The 16671-nt window shown below is 72.2% G+C and carries 13 protein-coding genes and 1 pseudogene; 5 read left to right on the forward strand and 9 right to left on the reverse strand.

Annotated elements, in window-relative coordinates; all coding sequences use genetic code 11:
• Positions 1–3176 (forward strand): S8 family peptidase (locus ABD844_RS10710; protein ID WP_344875538.1); only part of this gene is annotated, 3176 nt, incomplete at its 5' end.
• A gap of 87 nt (positions 3177–3263) precedes the next feature.
• Here the strand turns inward: ABD844_RS10710 and ABD844_RS10715 are convergent.
• From ABD844_RS10715 to ABD844_RS10745, 7 genes are all read right to left on the reverse strand, one after another.
• The gene (locus tag ABD844_RS10715) at positions 3264–3920 is read right to left on the reverse strand and encodes a sensor domain-containing protein (protein WP_344875540.1); all 657 of its coding nucleotides are present in this window, start codon (positions 3918–3920) and stop codon (positions 3264–3266) included.
• Positions 3921–4026: 106 nt separating this feature from the next.
• Entirely contained in the window at positions 4027–5619 is a 1593-nt protein-coding gene (locus tag ABD844_RS10720; protein ID WP_344875542.1) for an ABC transporter ATP-binding protein, read from the reverse strand.
• Entirely contained in the window at positions 5616–6665 is a 1050-nt protein-coding gene (locus ABD844_RS10725; protein ID WP_344875544.1) for a serine hydrolase domain-containing protein, read from the reverse strand. Before ABD844_RS10725 ends, ABD844_RS10720 begins: the two co-directional genes overlap by 4 nt.
• Positions 6662–7840, reverse strand: coding sequence for an anhydro-N-acetylmuramic acid kinase (locus ABD844_RS10730; RefSeq protein ID WP_344875546.1), 1179 nt, complete (start codon positions 7838–7840; stop codon positions 6662–6664). The genes ABD844_RS10725 and ABD844_RS10730 overlap by 4 nt, the downstream gene beginning before the upstream one ends.
• Before the next feature lie 88 nt (positions 7841–7928).
• On the reverse strand, positions 7929–8759 hold the full coding sequence (locus ABD844_RS10735) for an ABC transporter permease (RefSeq protein WP_344875548.1): 831 nt from the start codon (positions 8757–8759) through the stop codon (positions 7929–7931).
• On the reverse strand, positions 8756–9739 hold the full coding sequence (locus ABD844_RS10740) for an ABC transporter permease (protein WP_344875550.1): 984 nt from the start codon (positions 9737–9739) through the stop codon (positions 8756–8758). Before ABD844_RS10740 ends, ABD844_RS10735 begins: the two co-directional genes overlap by 4 nt.
• A 5-nt stretch (positions 9740–9744) precedes the next feature.
• The gene (locus tag ABD844_RS10745; protein ID WP_344875552.1) at positions 9745–11298 is read right to left on the reverse strand and encodes an ABC transporter substrate-binding protein; all 1554 of its coding nucleotides are present in this window, start codon (positions 11296–11298) and stop codon (positions 9745–9747) included.
• 84 nt (positions 11299–11382) lie between these two features.
• On the opposite strand from ABD844_RS10745, the gene ABD844_RS10750 reads away from it, so the two are divergent.
• The 4 genes from ABD844_RS10750 to ABD844_RS10765 all read left to right on the forward strand — a co-directional run bounded on the left by ABD844_RS10750 (position 11383) and on the right by ABD844_RS10765 (position 15686).
• Complete coding sequence (locus ABD844_RS10750) at positions 11383–12264, forward strand: MurR/RpiR family transcriptional regulator (RefSeq protein WP_344875553.1); 882 nt, start codon at positions 11383–11385, stop codon at positions 12262–12264.
• Between the two features lie 127 nt (positions 12265–12391).
• Positions 12392–13282, forward strand: coding sequence for a sulfotransferase family protein (locus tag ABD844_RS10755; protein ID WP_344875555.1), 891 nt, complete (start codon positions 12392–12394; stop codon positions 13280–13282).
• A gap of 91 nt (positions 13283–13373) precedes the next feature.
• A complete protein-coding gene (locus ABD844_RS10760; protein WP_344875557.1) occupies positions 13374–15020 on the forward strand; it encodes an arylsulfatase in 1647 nt (548 codons plus the stop codon).
• Positions 15021–15167: 147 nt separating this feature from the next.
• Positions 15168–15686 carry a peptidoglycan recognition protein family protein gene (locus ABD844_RS10765; RefSeq protein ID WP_344875559.1) on the forward strand — a complete coding sequence of 173 codons (519 nt, stop codon included), beginning with the start codon at positions 15168–15170 and terminating at the stop codon, positions 15684–15686.
• A gap of 45 nt (positions 15687–15731) precedes the next feature.
• Here the strand turns inward: ABD844_RS10765 and ABD844_RS10770 are convergent, their stop codons facing one another.
• Both ABD844_RS10770 and ABD844_RS10775 read right to left on the reverse strand, forming a co-directional pair.
• Complete coding sequence (locus tag ABD844_RS10770; protein WP_344875561.1) at positions 15732–16268, reverse strand: NUDIX hydrolase family protein; 537 nt, start codon at positions 16266–16268, stop codon at positions 15732–15734.
• 134 nt (positions 16269–16402) lie between these two features.
• A pseudogene (locus tag ABD844_RS10775) lies at positions 16403–16671 on the reverse strand (NrfD/PsrC family molybdoenzyme membrane anchor subunit); the annotation flags it as partial.

Below are 16671 nucleotides of genomic sequence, written 5' to 3' on the forward strand. Positions count from 1 at the left end.
CCAAGGCCGGGCCGACCAAGATCTGGCTCGACCGCAAGGTCCAGCCGGCGCTGGCGGACAGCGTGCCGCAGATCGGCGCCCCCGAGGCGTGGGCCGCCGGGTACGACGGCACCGGCACCACCGTGGCCGTGCTCGACACCGGCGTGGACGCCACCCACGCCGACCTGGCCGGCCAGGTCGCCGACCAGCGCGACTTCACCGGCGAGAACGTCACCGGCGACCCCCACGGGCACGGCACCCACGTGGCCGGCACGATCGCGGGCACCGGCGCGGACGGCGGCGCCAAGGGCGTGGCCCCTGGCGCGAAGGTGCTCAACGGCCGCGTGCTGGGCTCGGACGGCTCCGGCCTGACCTCCTGGATCATCGACGGCATGGAGTGGGCGGCCGGCGAGAAGCGCGCCGGGATCGTCAACATGAGCCTGGGCAGCCCCACGGCGGGCGGCCCGCTCACCGACGCGGTGTCCACGCTGACCAAGCAGCACGGGACGCTGTTCGTGGTCGCGGCCGGCAACGACGGCTGCGACGAGTGCGTGGGCTCGCCCGGAGACTCCCCCGAGGCGCTGACCGTCGGCGCCGTGGACAAGCAGGACAAGCTCGCCGACTTCTCCAGCAGGGGCCCGATCAGCGCCGACCTGGCGGTCAAGCCCGACGTCACCGCCCCCGGTGTGAAGATCATGGCGCCCAAGGCGGGCGGCGGCCGGGTCGAGATGTCCGGCACCTCGATGGCCACTCCGCACGTCGCCGGCGCCGCCGCGCTGCTGCGCCAGGCCCACCCCGGGCTCTCGGGCGGCGAGCTGAAGTCGCGGCTCATGGCCACCGCCAAGCCCGGCGCGGGCATCCCCGTGGACGCGCAGGGCGCCGGCCGCATCGACGTGGCCGCCGCGGTCAAGGGCTCGATCGTGGCCTCGGCGGGCTCGCTCAACTTCGGCCGCCTCACGGCCGGCGAGGAGAAGACCCTCACCGTCGGCTACCGCAACCTCGGGCAGACGCCCGCCGAGCTGGACCTGTCGAGCGGCGACGCGTTCACCGTCGAGCCGGCCCGCCTCACCGTGCCCGCGGGCGGCACCGCCGAGGCGAAGGTCACCATCAAGGCCGAAGAGTTCGGCAAAGTGCGTCAGGAGCTGACGGCCGCGGGCGTGCGCACGCTGCTGACGGCGAGCGTCGAGAAGCCGCGAGTCGAGCTGCGCGTGAGCGGCATCGCCCGCGACGGCCGCACCGCCCGCGGTGGCTTCACCGTGCTCAACCTGGACGAGGGCACCCTGGTCGGCCGTGAGCTCCCGGGCGACCCCGCCCTGCCCTGCAGCTCCGCCAAGTGGGGCGGCGAGACCTGCCTGCTGGTCACGCCCGGGACCTACTCCGTGTTCGGCTACATCATCACCATGGACCCCACGGTGCCCAGCACCGGATACGACCTGGAGCTCAACGAGAGCCTGGTCGGCGATCCGGAGATGGAGATCACCGAGAACACCGAGGTCGTGCTGGACGCCCGCAAGGCCGTCGAGGTCGAGATCGAGACGCCCGACCACACGACGAAGCGGAACACCGGCTCCGCCTCCGCCACCTCGTGGTACCGCGTCGGGGAGCAGGGCGGCGGGGTGCGCGGCGGCACCCTGATCGCGCCCGGCGCGCGTGTCGAGGAGCGCCTGTTCGTGCAGCCGACCAAGCAGGTCACCAAGGGCACGTTCGCGGCCGCCACGCGCTGGCGGCTGAAGGCCCCGGAGATCACCTTCTCCACGCCCGGCCTGAAGCTGGAGCCCGAGTACGTCTTCCCGGTCAATTTCAGTGACTTCGACGCCGAGTACCCCCGCCTGGACGGCACCCGGCTGCTCCAGGCCGTGGACGTCGGCCGGGGCACCGAGGCCGAGCTGAAGGCCCGCAACGTGCGCGGCAAGCTCGCGGTCGTCCGCCGCACCGACGGTGTGCCCGTCTCCACCCAGTCGAACGCCGCCGCGGCGGCCGGGGCCGCGATGGTGGCGGTCTACAGCGACCGGCCCGGCACCGACATCACGACGGGCGGCAGCGCGGTCAAGCTGACGGTCCCGACCGTGCGGCTGACCCACGAGGAGGGGCTCAAGCTGGTCGAGCGGCTGCGCCGCCTGCCGGTGCCGATCGTGGCCAAGGGCATCGTGGCCAGCCCGTACCTCTACGACCTGTACCTGCGTGAGACGGGTCGGGTCCCCGACTCCCTCGACTACGTGGTCCGCTCGAAGTCGCAGGCCCGCGTCGAGACCGGCTACCACAGCCAGCTCGCCGAGGACGTGACGGTCAACGAGGCCCGGTTCGTCTTCGAGCCGTGGGACACCTACTCGTTCACGACCAACTACCCCGTGCCCAAGACGCCGCGCACCCGTACCGACTACATCACCCCCGGCCCGGACCTGCTCTGGAACGCCTCCGCGATCACGCCGGCGCGGCCCCACAACACCATGTGGCCGCGGCCGGAAACGCCGAACGTGGCGATGCTCTCGCCGGTGTTCCGGTCGTACAAGGCGGGCGAGAAGGCCGAGGACGGCGTCTTCCAGCAGCCGATGCTGCCGGGCGTCAACCCGATCAACCCGCTTCGCCGCGAGGGCGACGAGCTCCACGTGTCGATGCAGGGCTTCGTGGACGCGCAGGGCAACTTCGGCGAGGCTTTCACCAGCGACTTCGAGCAGGGCCTGAAGACCGACTTCCGGCTCTACATGGGCGACAGCCTGCTGTGGCAGACGAACTACCTGCCCTCAGGGTGGGGGACGGTGCCGCCGGAGAAGCTCCCGTACCGGATCGAGTACGACGTGGTCAACGAGGCCGCCTGGGCGAAGCTGTCCACCCGAACCCGGGGCGTGTGGACGTTCGGCTCGGAGCACGCCGAGGGCACGAAGGTGATGCCGCTGCTGCTGGCCTCCTTCGACGCGCCGGTGGACCTGAAGAACCAGGCCAAGTCCCGCAAGCTCGGCCTGACCCTGCGCCACCAGGAGGGCGCCGAGCAGAGCGCGATCAAGGACGTCTCGCTGGAGGTGTCGTACGACGACGGCGCCACCTGGAAGCCCGCCAGGCTGCGGGACAAGGGCGGGCAGTCGTACGAGACGACGCTCGACCGCTCGCCGTCGGGGTTCGTCTCGCTGCGCGTGAACGCCTCCGACGTCGACGGCAACACGGTCTCGCAGGAGGCGATCCGCGCCTACGCCGTACGCTGAGCGACGGGCGCGGCGTGACCGCATGACCATCTGAGCCGGGGGAGTGCCGTACGCGGCCTCCCCCGGTGCCGTGCGCGCGGGTGGCGGTCACACCCAGCGCGGGTCGGTGACCCCGGCCGGGGTGTGGGCGGCGGGGGCGCGGGTGAGCAGGGCCTGGGAGAGCGCGGCCTTGGTCAGGGCGGCGCCGCGGACCACGGGCGGCAGCGTCAGCGCGAACAGCACGCCGAGCGCGGTGTTGAACCCGATGAACATCAGGTCTCCGTCCCCCAGCCCGAGCAGCGTGGGAAGCCCTCCGTCGAACCCCGGAATGTCGGGGATCGTCCAGCCGTAGAGCGGGAAGGTCAGACCGAGGATCGCGCCCGCCCACCACACGGCGGTGACGACGGCCGCGGCCAGCGAGAGCGGGAACGCGATCACGCCGTGCAGCAGGTCGATCCAGCCCTGCCCGCCGGCCAGCGGGTTGATCATGCGGCGGAACCAGCCCGCGCCGGCCGGGGCGGTCGGGTAGGGCGGGCGGGCCACGGGCCGGTCGAGCACGCCCGGCAGCGCGACCCGCTCGAAGTCGGCCAGGTTCCTGGCCACCGTGGCGCACCCGGCCAGGAGGGGCAGCCCGACGAACACGACCGACGCGCCCAGCCCGGCCGACAGGCCGGTCACGGAGACGGTGAAGTGGACGATGGAGACCGGGAGGCCGAGCAGCGTGTAGCGGGTGTCGGTGGAGAGGCGGTGCCGGAGGGATGTCATGGGGAGAACGCTACGAGCCGCGCCACGCCCTGATCGACCCTGCTCACGGCCGTGTCGATGGTAGGGCCAGCCCTACCGTCCGCTGCCGCGCCCGCCGATCCCCGGCCTACGCGCGGCCCGGGATCGCGGCGAGGAGTTCGCGGGTGTAGTCGTCGGACGGGTGGTCGAAGATCTCCTCGGCGGTGCCGCTCTCCACGATCCGCCCGCCGCGCATGACGTGCACGGCGTGCGAGATCATCCGTACGACGGCCAGGTCATGGCTGATGAACAGGTAACTGAGCCCCAGCTCCCGCTGCAGCCCGGCCAGCAGCTCCAGGATCTGCGCCTGCACCAGCACGTCCAGCGCGGAGACGGCCTCGTCGAGCACGACCAGGTCGGGCGAGAGCGCCAGGGCGCGGGCGATGGCCACCCGCTGGCGCTGACCGCCGGACAGCTCGTGCGGCAGCCGCTCGGCCATGGAGGCGGGCAGCGCCACCTTCTCCAGCAGCTCGGCCGCCGCCCTGCGCCGTTCGGCCGCGGTGCCGACGCGGTGCACGCGCAGCGGCTCGGTGATCGACTGCTCGACGGTGTAGCGGGGGTCGAGGGAGGCGTACGGGTTCTGGAAGACCGGCTGGACCCGCCGGCGGAACGCGAACAGCTCCCGCCGCCCCAGCCCGGCCAGGTCCGTGCCGTCGAAGCGGATGGCGCCCGAGGTCGGGTCGTCCAGGCCGAGCAGCAGGTTCGCGGTCGTCGACTTGCCGGAGCCCGACTCGCCCACGATCGAGACCGTGTGGCCGCGCGGGATCGCGAACGACACCCCGTCCACCGCCGTGAACTCCTCCGCGGTTCCCCGCATCGGGAACACCTTGCGCAGGCCCGCCACTTCGACCAGGTCGGGCGCGTCGCGGGGCGGCTCGCTCACGCGTACGGACGACAGGCCGGGCACCGCGCCCAGCAGCCGCCGCGTGTACTCGTGCCCGGGATCGGCCAGGATCCCGGCCGCCGGCCCCGTCTCGACGATCTCCCCCTGGTACATGACGGCCACCACGTCGGCCCGTTCGGCGGCCAGCGCCAGATCGTGCGTGATGAGCAGCACGGCCGTGCCCATCTCGGCGGTGAGCCGCGCGAGCTGGTCGAGGATGCGCCGCTGGACGGTCACGTCCAGGGCGGAGGTCGGCTCGTCGGCGATGAGCAGCTTCGGGCGGCAGGCGAGCCCCATGGCGATGAGCGCGCGCTGGCGCATGCCGCCGGAGAACTCGTGCGGGTACTGCCGGGCCCGCCGCTCCGGCTCCTGGATGCCCACCAGGTCCAGCAGCTCGGTCACGCGCGAGCGCGCCGCCCTGCCCGCGGCGACCCCGTGCACCTCCAGCGCCTCGGTGATCTGGTCGCCGATGCGCATGAGGGGGTCGAGGTTCGACATCGGGTCCTGCGGCACCAGGCCGATGCCCGCGCCGCGGATCGCGGTCATCTCGCGCTCGCCGAGCGCGACCAGGTCGCGGCCGTCGAACAGCACCCGGCCGCCGGTGATGCGGCCGTTGTCGGGCAGCAGCCGGTTGACCGCGGCGGCCGTGGTGGACTTGCCCGACCCCGACTCGCCGACCACGGCGACGGTCTGGCCGGGCCGGATCTCCATCGAGACGTTCCTGACGACGGTGACGTCCTGCTTGCGGGTGCGGAAGGCGACCGACAGGTCGCGGATCTCCAGGAGCGGGGTCGTCATGCGGTCCTCGATCGGTGGGCGACGTCCTGCAGCAGGCCGTTCCAGAGGGAGTCGGTAGGAGTGGGCGTGCCGTCGACGAGCAGCCGGTTGCTCGCGAGGGCGAGGGCGATGTCGCGGCCGGGCACGAAGCCGACCGCGCAGCCCACGTGTCCCGGGTGGCCGAGCACGGTGACGGTCTCGCCGGGCAGCTCCAGCGCGTACCTGCGGAAGCCGAGCGCCTGCCCGGCGTCGGGGCCGGGGGCGAAGAACTCCCGCGCGACCTCGGGCCGCCACAGGTGGTCGTGCTCCTCGTACCTGGACAGGGCGGCGGCGTACCTGAGCAGGTCGGGCACCGTCGAGAACAGGCCCGCGTGCCCCGAGACGCCGCCGAAGGCGTGGAAGGCGTTGCCGTCGGCGACCTCCCCGAGCACGGGCTCCGACCGCCAGCCGGTGAAGTCGCCGCTGCGGTAGGGCACCGGGTACGGTCGGCCGGTGTCGAGCATGGTCATCTCGACGCGGTCGTCCAGGGCGCTCATGGCCGCCTGCGCTCCGGCGGGGCGGCCGTACGTGGTGGAGGTCAGGCCCAGCGGCCGGGTCACCAGCTCGGCCAGCGCGCGGTCCAGCCGCAGCCCGGTGACGGCCGTGACGATCCGCCCGAGCAGCACGAACCCGAGGTCGGAGTAGTGGCGGGCGCGGCCGGGCCGGTAGCGGGGCGGCGGGAGCCGCGGCTGGATGTACAGCGGCCACCACTCCCACAGCCCGCCGCGGTGCAGCAGCAGGTCCCGCACGGTGATGGCCTCGTACGACCCCGTCAGGTACGCGCTCAGCGGCGCGTCCAGGTCCACCAGCCGGTCGGACACCAGGCGGATGAGCATCGTGGTCGTGGCCAGCACCTTCGTCACCGAGGCCAGGTCGTGATAGGTGTCCGCGGTCATGAGGGCGGCCCCGGCGAGCCGGCCGCCGTCCCTGACCACGGTGCGGTGGCCGGTGCACTCGGTGAAGTCGAACCACGGCGTGCGCGCCGCCACGACCAGGCCGGGCGGCGCGTCGGTGGCCGGTGCCGTCATCGGGTCAGCACCAGGGACCGGGGCGGGTCGGCGAGCGGCGCGGGCAGCCTCAGCGGTCCGGCCCCGGGGGTGAGGGTGCCGAGGATCCGGGCCTCGCGCGCGCCCGTCCCGCCGGGGGCCGTGCCGGGCAGGCCGTGCGCGGTCAGCCAGCCGATCAGCGCGAACGCGATGGCCTCCTTGTCGTCGGAGGGCGCGCCGTACTCGTCGGACGGGGCCACGGCCACGCCGGGCAGCGCCGCCCGCAGCCCGGCCATGACCACGGGGTTGCGGCACCCGCCGCCGGAGACGACCAGCGCACCCACCCCGGCGGCCCGGACATCGTGGGCGACCGTGCGCACGGTCAGCTCGGTCAGGGTCGCCACCAGGTCGGCGTCCGCGGGCGACACCCCGGCCCTGGACAGGGCGGCCTCCACGTAGCCGAGGTGGAACAGCTCCTTGCCGGTGCTCTTCGGCGCCGCCAGCCGGTAGTACGGCTCGTCCAGCAGCACCTCCAGCAGCCCCTCGTGCACCCGCCCGGACGCGGCGATCCGGCCGTCCTCGTCGAAGCCCCGCGGGTTCAGGCCCCTGGCGGTCACCACGGCGTCGATCAGGGCGTTGGCCGGGCCGAGGTCGTAGGCGTGGAGCGAGGGGCCGCGGACCACGGTCATGTTCGCGATGCCGCCCAGGTTGAGCGCCGCCGCGCCGCCCTCGTGCCCGCCGAGCAGCAGCCCGTCCAGCACCGACACCAGGGGAGCGCCGTGCCCGCCGGCGGTGATGTCCCTGATTCGCACGTCCGAGAGGACCGGCACGCCGGTAAGCTCGGCGATCCAGGCCGGTTGCCCGATCTGCAGGGTGCCGAGCGCGTGCGTCCCCTCCACCCAGTGGTAGACGGTCTGGCCGTGCGAGACGATCAGGTCGACCGGGCCGCCCGCCGCGACGGCGGCGGCCGCCGCCTGCGCGAAGCTCTGCCCGATGAGCGTGTCCAGCTCGCACACCTCCGCCAGCGTCGTCCGCGACGGCGGCAGCGCCGCGATCAGCCGGGCCCGCAGCTCCGGCGGGTACGGCGTGCTCGCCGTGTGCCCGACCCGCCCCTCCAGCGCCCCGCCGTCGAGCAACCTCCCGTCGGGGTCGAAGTCCACCACGGCCACGTCGATCCCGTCGTGCGAGGTGCCGGAGATCATCCCGAGTACCTTCATGTGTCCTCCCCGATCGCGGCCCGCCCTCCGGCGGCCGGTACGTACGGCGTGCCCCCACCGGAGGCCACGCCGGCCAGTTGTGAGAGATTCACCGCCTGACCCGGCTACGCGGGTCGAGAGTGTCCCGCAGGCCGTCGCCCAGCAGGTTCAGCCCCACCACCAGGAGCACGACGACGGCTCCCGGCGCGACCAGCGTCCACGGGGCGACGAACACCAGGCTGCGCGCCTCGAAGATCATAGAGCCGAGCGACGGCGCGGGCGGCGGGGTGCCGAGGCCCAGGAAGCTCAGCGACGCCTCGGTCAGCACGGCCCACGACAACGACAGCGCGACCTGGATGATCACGATCGGGGTGAGGTTCGGCAGCACGTGCCGCAGCATGATCTGCCAGCGGCTCTGGCCGGTCGCGACGGCCGCCTTGACGTACTCGATCTCCCTGAGCGAGAGCACGGGACCGCGGGTGACGCGGACGAAGATGGGGACGTACACGACGGCGATGGCCACGGCGATGGTGAACCAGTCGCGGTCCAGCACCGAGGCCAGCGACAGCGCCAGCAGCAGCGGCGGGAAGGCGAACAGCACGTTCGTCACCCCGCCGACGGCACCGTCGGCGAAGCCCCGGTAGAAACCGGCGACCAGCCCGCCAAGCGTGCCCACCACCGTGGCGAAGGCCACCGCGACGACCGCGATGAGCGCCGAGTTGCCGACCCCGGCCGCCACCCGGGAGAACACGTCGCGCCCGAACTGGTCGGTGCCGAACAGGTGCGCGCCCGACGGCGCCAGGAACCGGGACGGCGGGTGCTGCGCGATCGGATCGTACGGCAGCCACCCCAGGTACGACAGCGCCGCCACCGCCGCCAGCAGCACCAGGATCACCACGCCCGCCAGCCCCGCCGGGCTGCGCCGCGACAGGGCGCTCACGAGGCCCTCACCCGTGGGTCGATCACCCGGTACAGCACGTCGGTCAGCAGGTTGACCAGCACGAACGCCAGCGCGATCACGAGCACGGTGCTCTGCACGACCGCGTACTCCTTCTGCTGGATGCCCAGCAGCACCTGCCGCCCGATGCCCGGCACGGAGAAGATCTGCTCCACCACGACCGCCCCGCCCAGCAGGTAGCCGAACTGCAGCCCGGTCATGGTCACGATCGGCACCAGCGCGTTGCGCAGCACGTGCCTGACCTGCAGCCGCCGCTCCGGCACGCCCTTGGCGCGGGCGGTGCGCACGAAGTCGTCCGAGCGGACCTCCAGCACCGCCGTGCGGGTGGTGCGCAGGATCGGTGCCGCGATGCCGAAGCCCAGCACCAGTGCGGGCAGGAACATCTGCTGCAGGTTGAGCAGCGGGTCCTCGACGAGCGTGGCGAAGCCCTGGCCGTTGGGGTTGAACCCGAACGACGCCGCGAAGACCGACAGCAGCGTGGTGGCCAGCAGGAACGCCGGGATCGACAGCCCCGCGAGGCTGACGACCTGTCCGGCGGCGTTCCCGGTGGCGCTCGTGCGCGAGGCCGCCAGCATGCCCAGCGGCACCCCGATCAGCAGCGCCAGCACGATCGAGAACACCGCCAGCTCGAACGTCACCGGCAGCGCGTGCAGGGTCAGCTCCAGCACGCTCTGCTGGGAGCGCGCCGAGTAGCCGAGGTTGCCGGTGAACAGGTTGCCCAGCCACGAGAAGAACTGGGCGACCAAGGGCTGGTCGAGGCCGTAGTACAGCTCCAGGGCCTGCCGCTGGGCCGGGGTGAGCGCCGCGGCCTCGGTGCCCAGGCCCGCCGTGATCTGGTCGCCGGGGATCGCCCGCAGCATCACGAAGACGAGCACGGCCACCCCGAACAGGGTGCCGAGCGTCCCCGCGACCCGCCGGACGACGACGCTCCGGACGATCCGCCGGACGACTGGGTTGCGCACGATCATCAGCCGACGGCGGTGGTCCGCAGGTACTGCAGCGACCCGCTGGCCATGGGGGCGAAGCCGGTCACGTTCGCGGTCGTCGCGGTGTAGGTGTAGCCGGCGAACAGCCAGACCCAGGCCGCGTTGTCCTCCAGCTCGGCCGCCACCTTGTCGTAGATCGCCTTGCGCTCGGCCTGGCCGGTCGTGGCCTTGCCCTGGGCGAACAGCTCGTCCAGCTCGGGGGAGCTGTACCCGGCGACCTTGTTCAGGTTGCCGTCGCTGGTGAAGTAGCGGCCGTAGGCGCCGTCGGGGTCGGGACGGCCGCCGTTGAGCGCGACCGCGGCGTCGAAGTCGGCCGCCACCCAGCGGTCCACGAACGCGCCCGACTCCAGCACCTCCAGCTCCAGGTTGATCTTGGCCTCGGCGAGCTGGGCCTTGAGGTTCTGGGCCTCGTTGACCGAGGTGGCGTACTCGCCCTGGGACACGATGGCCTTGACCGTCACGCCGCCGGCCTTGCCCGCCTTGGCGAGGTAGTCGGCCGCCTTGGCCAGGTCGCGGCCGGGGCAGGGGCGCCGGTTCGGGTCGGACTTGTACGCCGGGGCGGTGATCGGGCCGGTGACCTCGCCCTCGCCGAGCGCGGCGGTGTCGAGCACCTGCTTGCGGTCGATCGCGCACTGGATGGCCAGGCGCACGTTGACGTCCTTGAGGTCGCCGTGCTGGGCGTTGAGCTGGAGCACGTGGTAGTTGAGCTGCGGCGTCCTGGCGACGGTGATCGTGCCGCCGCCCGCGGCCGTCTGCGCGACGAGCGGGTCGTCGAAGACCGCGAGCTGCACGTTGCCCGACTGCATGGCCGACACGATGGACGACTCGTCGGGGATCACCCGGAACTCGACCGAGGCGACCTTGGCCTTCTCCGCGCCCCAGTACTTGTCGTTCCTGGCCAGCGTGATCGACTGGCTGGGCACGCGCTTGCCGAGCGTGAACGGGCCGGTGCCGTTGGGCGTGGCGTTGAGCTTCTCCTCGGTGTCGCCGGAGGAGAGCATGGCCATGTTCACCGTGGCCAGGTTGGCGGGCAGGGCCGCGTCGGGCCCGGTCAGCTCCAGCACCACCGTGCCCGCGTCGGGGGCCTCGACCGACTTCACCGACGACAGCGACGCCCTGGCCACGGCCGCGGTCTTCTCGTCCATGATCTGGTCGAGTGACGCCTTGGCGTCCGCGGAGTCGAACGCGCTGCCGTCGGCGAACGTCACGCCCTGGCGCAGCTTGAGCGTGAGCTTCCTGCCGTCGTCCGAGGTCTGCCACGACTCGGCCAGGCCGGGCACCACGTTGAGGTCCTTGTCGAACTCGGTGAGCGTGCCGTACAGGTTCTGCAGCACGTTGACGGCCTGGAACTGGGTGGCCTTCCAGGGGAAGAGCGTGTCGGGGTCGGAGGTCACGCCCACCACGAGCGTGCGGCCGCCGCTCGCGGGGCCGTTCGCGGATCCGGAGGAGGACGATCCCGAGGAGGACGAACAGGCGGTGAGGGCGAGGGTCAGCGCCGCGGCGGCGCCGACGGCGGAGAAGGCGCCACGGGGCATGTGGTCTCCTCAGGACAGATAGTCATAAAATTACGCAGACCATACCACTATGGGAATTAATTTCCTCTACGGGATGAGGTGCGGATGGGCGAGGACGCCGAGACGCTGCTGATCCGCATCCGCGCGGCCCTGCCCGCCCTGCGGCCGTCGGAGCGGCGCATCGCCGAGGTCTTCACCGGCGACCCGGCCGCCGCCGCGAACCTGTCGATCGCCGAGCTGGCCGCCCGCTGCGAGACCTCGACGACCTCGGTGGTGCGTTTCTACCAGCGCATGGGGTACGCGCACTACAAGGACTTCCGTATCGACCTGACCAGGGCGGTGGCCAGGGAGGAGCTGGCCAGGTCGAGCATGCCCGACGTGTCAGGCGACATCGACAGGAACGACAGCCTGGAGGGCATCGTCTCCAAGGTCGCGATGAACGAGACGCTGTCCATCGCCGACACCGCTCGCTCCCTCGACCTGGCCGCCCTGGCCGAGGCGGTGGCGCTGCTGCTGGCCGCCCGCCGGATCGACACCTTCGGCGTGGGGGCCAGCGCGCTCGTGGGCCTCGACCTGCAGCAGAAGCTCTCGCGCATCGGGCGTACCGCGATCAACTGGCACGACTCCCACTCGGCCTGGACCTCGGCCGCCACGCTGAGCCCCGGCTGCCTGGCCCTGGCCGTCTCGCACTCCGGGGCCACCGTGGACACCGTCGAGTTCCTGTCCATCGCCCGCAACGCGGGGGCCGGCACGGTCGCGATCACGAACTTCCTCGACTCCCCGCTGTCCCGCGCGGCCGACGTGACGCTCACGACGGCCGCGCGGGAGACCGAGTTCCGCTCGGGCGCGCTGGGCAGCCGCATCGCCCAGCTCATGGTCGTGGACTGCCTGTTCACGGGTGTCGCGCAGGCGTCGTACGACGAGTCGATGACGGCGCTGCGCAACACGTACGCGGTCGTGCACGACCGGGTGGTCAAACGGGTCTGAGACCCCGGGCCGGGCGGGGTGATTTGTCGCCTTCTGGGCCCGGTGGGCGGATGGCCGGGCTTCTTTGCGACAGGTTCACAGGCCGGATTCACCTGAGGTTCACTGGCTGGGCCTACCTTGTAGCCCCATGAACTGGAGGTACCGGGCCAACGCGACTCTTGAGGGCCTGACGGGATACACGCTGACGCGACGGTTGCGCAAGGAGCCGCCGAAACCGCCGCCGCCCAAGCCACCGCTGGCGATGCAGCGGCTGCCTGGAGACACGGTCCGGCAGCCCATCGACCCCGGGCACGACCGGCTGCTACGCGAGCCCGTCTTCCTGCTGTCGTCCGTACGGTCGGGCTCCACGCTGCTGCGCGTCATCCTCAACAGCCACTCCAAGGTGCACGCGCCGATCGAGACGCACTTCAGGCGGATGACCGTGGGCCTCGGCACCGAGCCCGTACGCCAGGCGATGGAGGCGCTCGGCCACACCCACAGCGACATCGAGCACATGCTCTGGGACCGCCTGCTGCACCGCGAGCTGGTCCGCAGCGGCAAGCCGATCATCGCCGAGAAGACGCCCAGCAACGTCTTCGCCTGGCGGCGCATCGCCACCTGCTGGCCGGACGCGCGCTTCATCTTCCTGCTGCGCCACCCCATGTCGATCGTCCAGTCGTGGCACGAGGCCGACCCGGTCAAGCGGCCCATGGAGCAGGCCGTGCCGCGCACGCTCAGCTACATGACCTACCTGGAGGAGGCCCGCACCCACCTGGAGGGCCTGACCCTGCGCTACGAGGAGCTGGTCGCCGAACCCGAGGCCCAGCTCCGGCGGCTCTGCCTCTTCCTGGGCGTCGAGTTCGAGACCGCCATGCTCCAGTACGGCAAGCAGGACCACGGCGCCTTCGTCAAGGGCATCGGCGACTGGCGCGACAAGATCCGTTCCGGAACGGTCGTCGCGGGCCGCCCCCTGCCCACGCCCGACGAGATCCCCGCCGAGCTGCACGACATCTGCAGGAAGTGGGACTATCTCCGGTGAGGCGCGTCTTACCGGCGTGGTCGACTGGCTGTGACAGAGTTCGCACGCGATTTGCCCGCGGTTCGCTTTCGGCTCCGATAGGTTGCCCATCGTGATCAACGGGCCCTCGCGTCGAGCGTTATTCGCCGGCGCCCTCGCCGGCCTCGCCCTGCCCGCGGTGACACCCGCGGGCGCCGAGGCCACCGCTCGCCGGGGCAGTCTGCCCTCGCGGCCGAACATCCTGCTCATCCTGGCCGACGACCTGGGATGGGGGGAGATCGGCAGCAACGGTCAGCGCATGATCAAAACCCCGAACCTGGACAAGCTGGCGGCCGAAGGGGTGCAGTTCAAGACCGCGTACTCGGGTGCGCCGCTCTGCGCGCCCTCGCGCTGCGCGCTGCTCACCGGGCTGCACGCGGGGCACGGCACCGTACGCGAGAACCCCGAGGGCGGGCAGCAGCTCGCGCTCACCGGAGACGACCTCACCTTCGGCGAGTTACTGCGGATGTCCGGCTACCGGACGGCGTGCATCGGCAAGTGGGGCTTCGGCCCCGAGGAGCCCGACCAGGTCTCGCACCCGAACGAGCGCGGCTTCGACGAGTTCTACGGCTACATCGGTCACAAGCACGCGCACCAGTACTACCCCAAGTACCTCTGGCACAACAGGAAGACGGTGCGGCTCGACGGCAGCAAGTACGCGCCCGACCTGTTCCGCCATCGGGCGATCGAGTTCATCAAGGCCGACGACGACAAGCCGTTCCTGCTGTACTACGCCACCATCCTGCCGCACTCGCCCAGCGTGATCCCCGGCGGCGCCGGCCAGTACGCGGACAAGCCGTGGAGCGGTCCGAACGCCCGCCACGCCGCCCAGGTGAGCAGGCTCGACGGCGACGTCGCGGCGCTCGTGCGGGCGCTGCGCGACGCGGGCCGGGCCAAGGACACCATCGTGCTGTTCACCGGCGACAACGGCCCGCACCGGGAGCGGGGCGTGACGCCCTGGCTCTTCGACTCCAACGGCCCCTACCGGGCCGACAAGCGCGACGTGTACGAGGGCGGCATCCGCGTCCCTCTGATCGCCTGGTCGCCCTCGCTGCGCCCGCGGGTGGAGCGGCAGCCGGTGGCGTTCTGGGACGTGCTGCCCACGTTCGCGGACCTGGCCGGGGTGCCGGTGCCCGCGCAGCTCGACGGGCTGTCGTTCAGAGGGCTGCTCACCGGCGATGACGCGCCCAAGCACACCCACCTGATCTGGAACCGGCCGCGCAAGGCCCAGGCCATCCGCCGGGGCCGGTGGAAGGTGGTCAGGTTCGCCCCGAAGATCGAGGGGGCCGGGCCCGAGGGGCGCGTCGAGCTGTACGACCTCACCGCCGACCCCGGGGAAGAGCGTGACCTGGCCGGTGACAGGCCCGACCTGACCCAGGAGCTGCAGGACCTGCTCGACAGCTCGATCGGGCCCGACCCGCGCATCCCGTACGGGCTGCGTACCGAGCTGACCGGCGACCAGGTCGTGGTCACCCTGCACAACGGCTCCAGCGTGCCCTGGCGTCAGGTACGGCTCGGCCTCGACGGGCGCAAGCGCTCGCGGGCGCAGACGGTGGCGCTCGTGGACCCGGGCGCGGCTGTCTCGGTCGGCTTCCCGGCGCCGTCGGCGGGGAAGGTCACCGCGCGGGCCGACTTCGAGGCTAATGGCAGGTCGCACGTCTTCAGAAGGGTGCACACCGGCGCCGCGTCGCCCCCGGCCGTGCTGGAGTCCACCGGCTGAGCGTCTGAGACGCCCGCGTCGCCGGGCGGCGGCCCCTCAGGGGGCCGTCACCCGCACGGAACCCCACTCTAGTGACGAAGAGTGATGACACCGCTACCAAAAGTTGGCAGGGTGATAGCCAGGACATGCCTACGAGGAGAGGACCGCATGAACCTGATCACCCGGGCGGACTGGCACGCGAAGAAGCCGACCAGCGTCTACACCCGCCTGTCGTCGACCAGAGGAGTCAAGATCCACTACACCGGCGGGACGGTGCCCGCCGACCTGGCCGAGGCCGGCAACCATGACCGCTGCGTCGACCTCGTCCAGGACATCCAGCGCATGCACATGGCGGGGGGCCGCGGCGAGCGGTACATCGACGTGGGCTACAGCATGGTGTGCTGCCCCCACAGGAGCACGTTCATGGGCCGCGGCCCGCACGCCCTTCCCGCCGCCAATGGCGCGGGCCTCAACTCCGGCCACTACGCGGTGCTGGCGCTGATCGGCAGCTCGGGGCTGACCGAGCCGAACGACGACCTGCTCAACGCCCTGGTCGACGCCATCGAATACCTGCGCGAGCACGGCGAGGCGGGCCAGGAGGTCAAGGGGCACCGCGACGGCTACGCCACCTCGTGCCCGGGAGACCCGCTCTACCGCTGGGTACGCGACGGCGCCGAACGCCCCTGACCCCCGCCGCCGCGCCGCGGCGGGGTCCGCGCGATGAGCCGGAGGTCAGGGGAGGCGGCCGACGTGGGCGAGCGCCTGCTTCAGCAGGACACCCTGCCCGCCCGCCATGTCCTGCTGGACCAGCGGCGAGGCCGCCTCCTCGGGGGTGAACCAGACCAGGTCGAGCGCGTCCTGCCGGGGCCGGCAGTCGCCCGCGACGGGCACGACGTAGGCCAGCGAGACGGCGTGCTGGCGCGGATCGTGGTAGGGGGTGACCCCGGCCGTGGGGAAATACTCGGCCACGGTGAAGGGCTGCGGCGCGGCGGGGATGTGGGGCAGCGCCACGGGGCCGAGGTCCTTCTCCAGGTGGCGCAGGAGCGCGTCGCGGATCCGCTCGTGGTGCAGCACCCGGCCCGAGACCAGCGCGCGGCTGACCGTGCCGTCCGACAGGATGCGCAACAGCAGGCCGACGTGGGTGACCACGCCGGTCTCGTCGACCCGCACCGGCACGGCGTCGACGTAGAGGATCGGCATCCGGCCGCGCACCGACTCCAGTTCTTCCGGTGCGAGCCACGCCGGCGTCGTTTCGGTCTTTTCGGTCATGCGCTGATCGTACGGCCCGGCGGGTCACCGGCGTACGGTACTCCCGTCAGATGAGATCCGGCCCGCGAGCCAGGCGGCCGCGCAGGTGAGCAACACGATGCCGAAGAACGGCAGATATTCGGTGACTTTTCGCTTCATGTGAGGTCGCTTTCCGCTCTCTCCTTGGCCAGCCGCCTGCGTTGCGGCTGAACGGTGTACCGGGGATCACGGGCCGACTCCATCCCGGCCATGAAGATCCCGAACCTGGTGCACGCCGACCCCGCCAGCAGGGCCGCTCCCGCCGCCACGGCCGCGATCCTGCTGCGCCGCCCCAGGGTCGCCCCCGCCAGCGCCCCGGCCAGCGACAGCACCTCGGCCGCCCGCAGCAGCCTGCTGCGCTTGAGCGGCTCGGCCAGCGGCCCGA

The organism is Nonomuraea antimicrobica (assembly GCF_039536965.1).
GTDB classification, from domain to species: Bacteria; Actinomycetota; Actinomycetes; order Streptosporangiales; family Streptosporangiaceae; genus Nonomuraea; species Nonomuraea antimicrobica.

Bases quoted from the DNA above. Each gene is read 5' to 3' on its own strand.
- ABD844_RS10715 (WP_344875540.1), bottom strand. From the start codon at position 3,920: ATGACATCCCTCCGGCACCGCCTCTCCACCGACACCCGCTACACGCTG.
- ABD844_RS10720 (WP_344875542.1), bottom strand. From the start codon at position 5,619: ATGACGACCCCGCTCCTGGAGATCCGCGACCTGTCGGTCGCCTTCCGC.
- ABD844_RS10725 (WP_344875544.1), bottom strand. From the start codon at position 6,665: ATGACGGCACCGGCCACCGACGCGCCGCCCGGCCTGGTCGTGGCGGCG.
- ABD844_RS10730 (WP_344875546.1), bottom strand. From the start codon at position 7,840: ATGAAGGTACTCGGGATGATCTCCGGCACCTCGCACGACGGGATCGAC.
- ABD844_RS10745 (WP_344875552.1), bottom strand. From the start codon at position 11,298: ATGCCCCGTGGCGCCTTCTCCGCCGTCGGCGCCGCCGCGGCGCTGACC.
- ABD844_RS10750 (WP_344875553.1), top strand. From the start codon at position 11,383: ATGGGCGAGGACGCCGAGACGCTGCTGATCCGCATCCGCGCGGCCCTG.
- ABD844_RS10755 (WP_344875555.1), top strand. From the start codon at position 12,392: ATGAACTGGAGGTACCGGGCCAACGCGACTCTTGAGGGCCTGACGGGA.
- ABD844_RS10765 (WP_344875559.1), top strand. From the start codon at position 15,168: ATGAACCTGATCACCCGGGCGGACTGGCACGCGAAGAAGCCGACCAGC.
- ABD844_RS10770 (WP_344875561.1), bottom strand. From the start codon at position 16,268: ATGACCGAAAAGACCGAAACGACGCCGGCGTGGCTCGCACCGGAAGAA.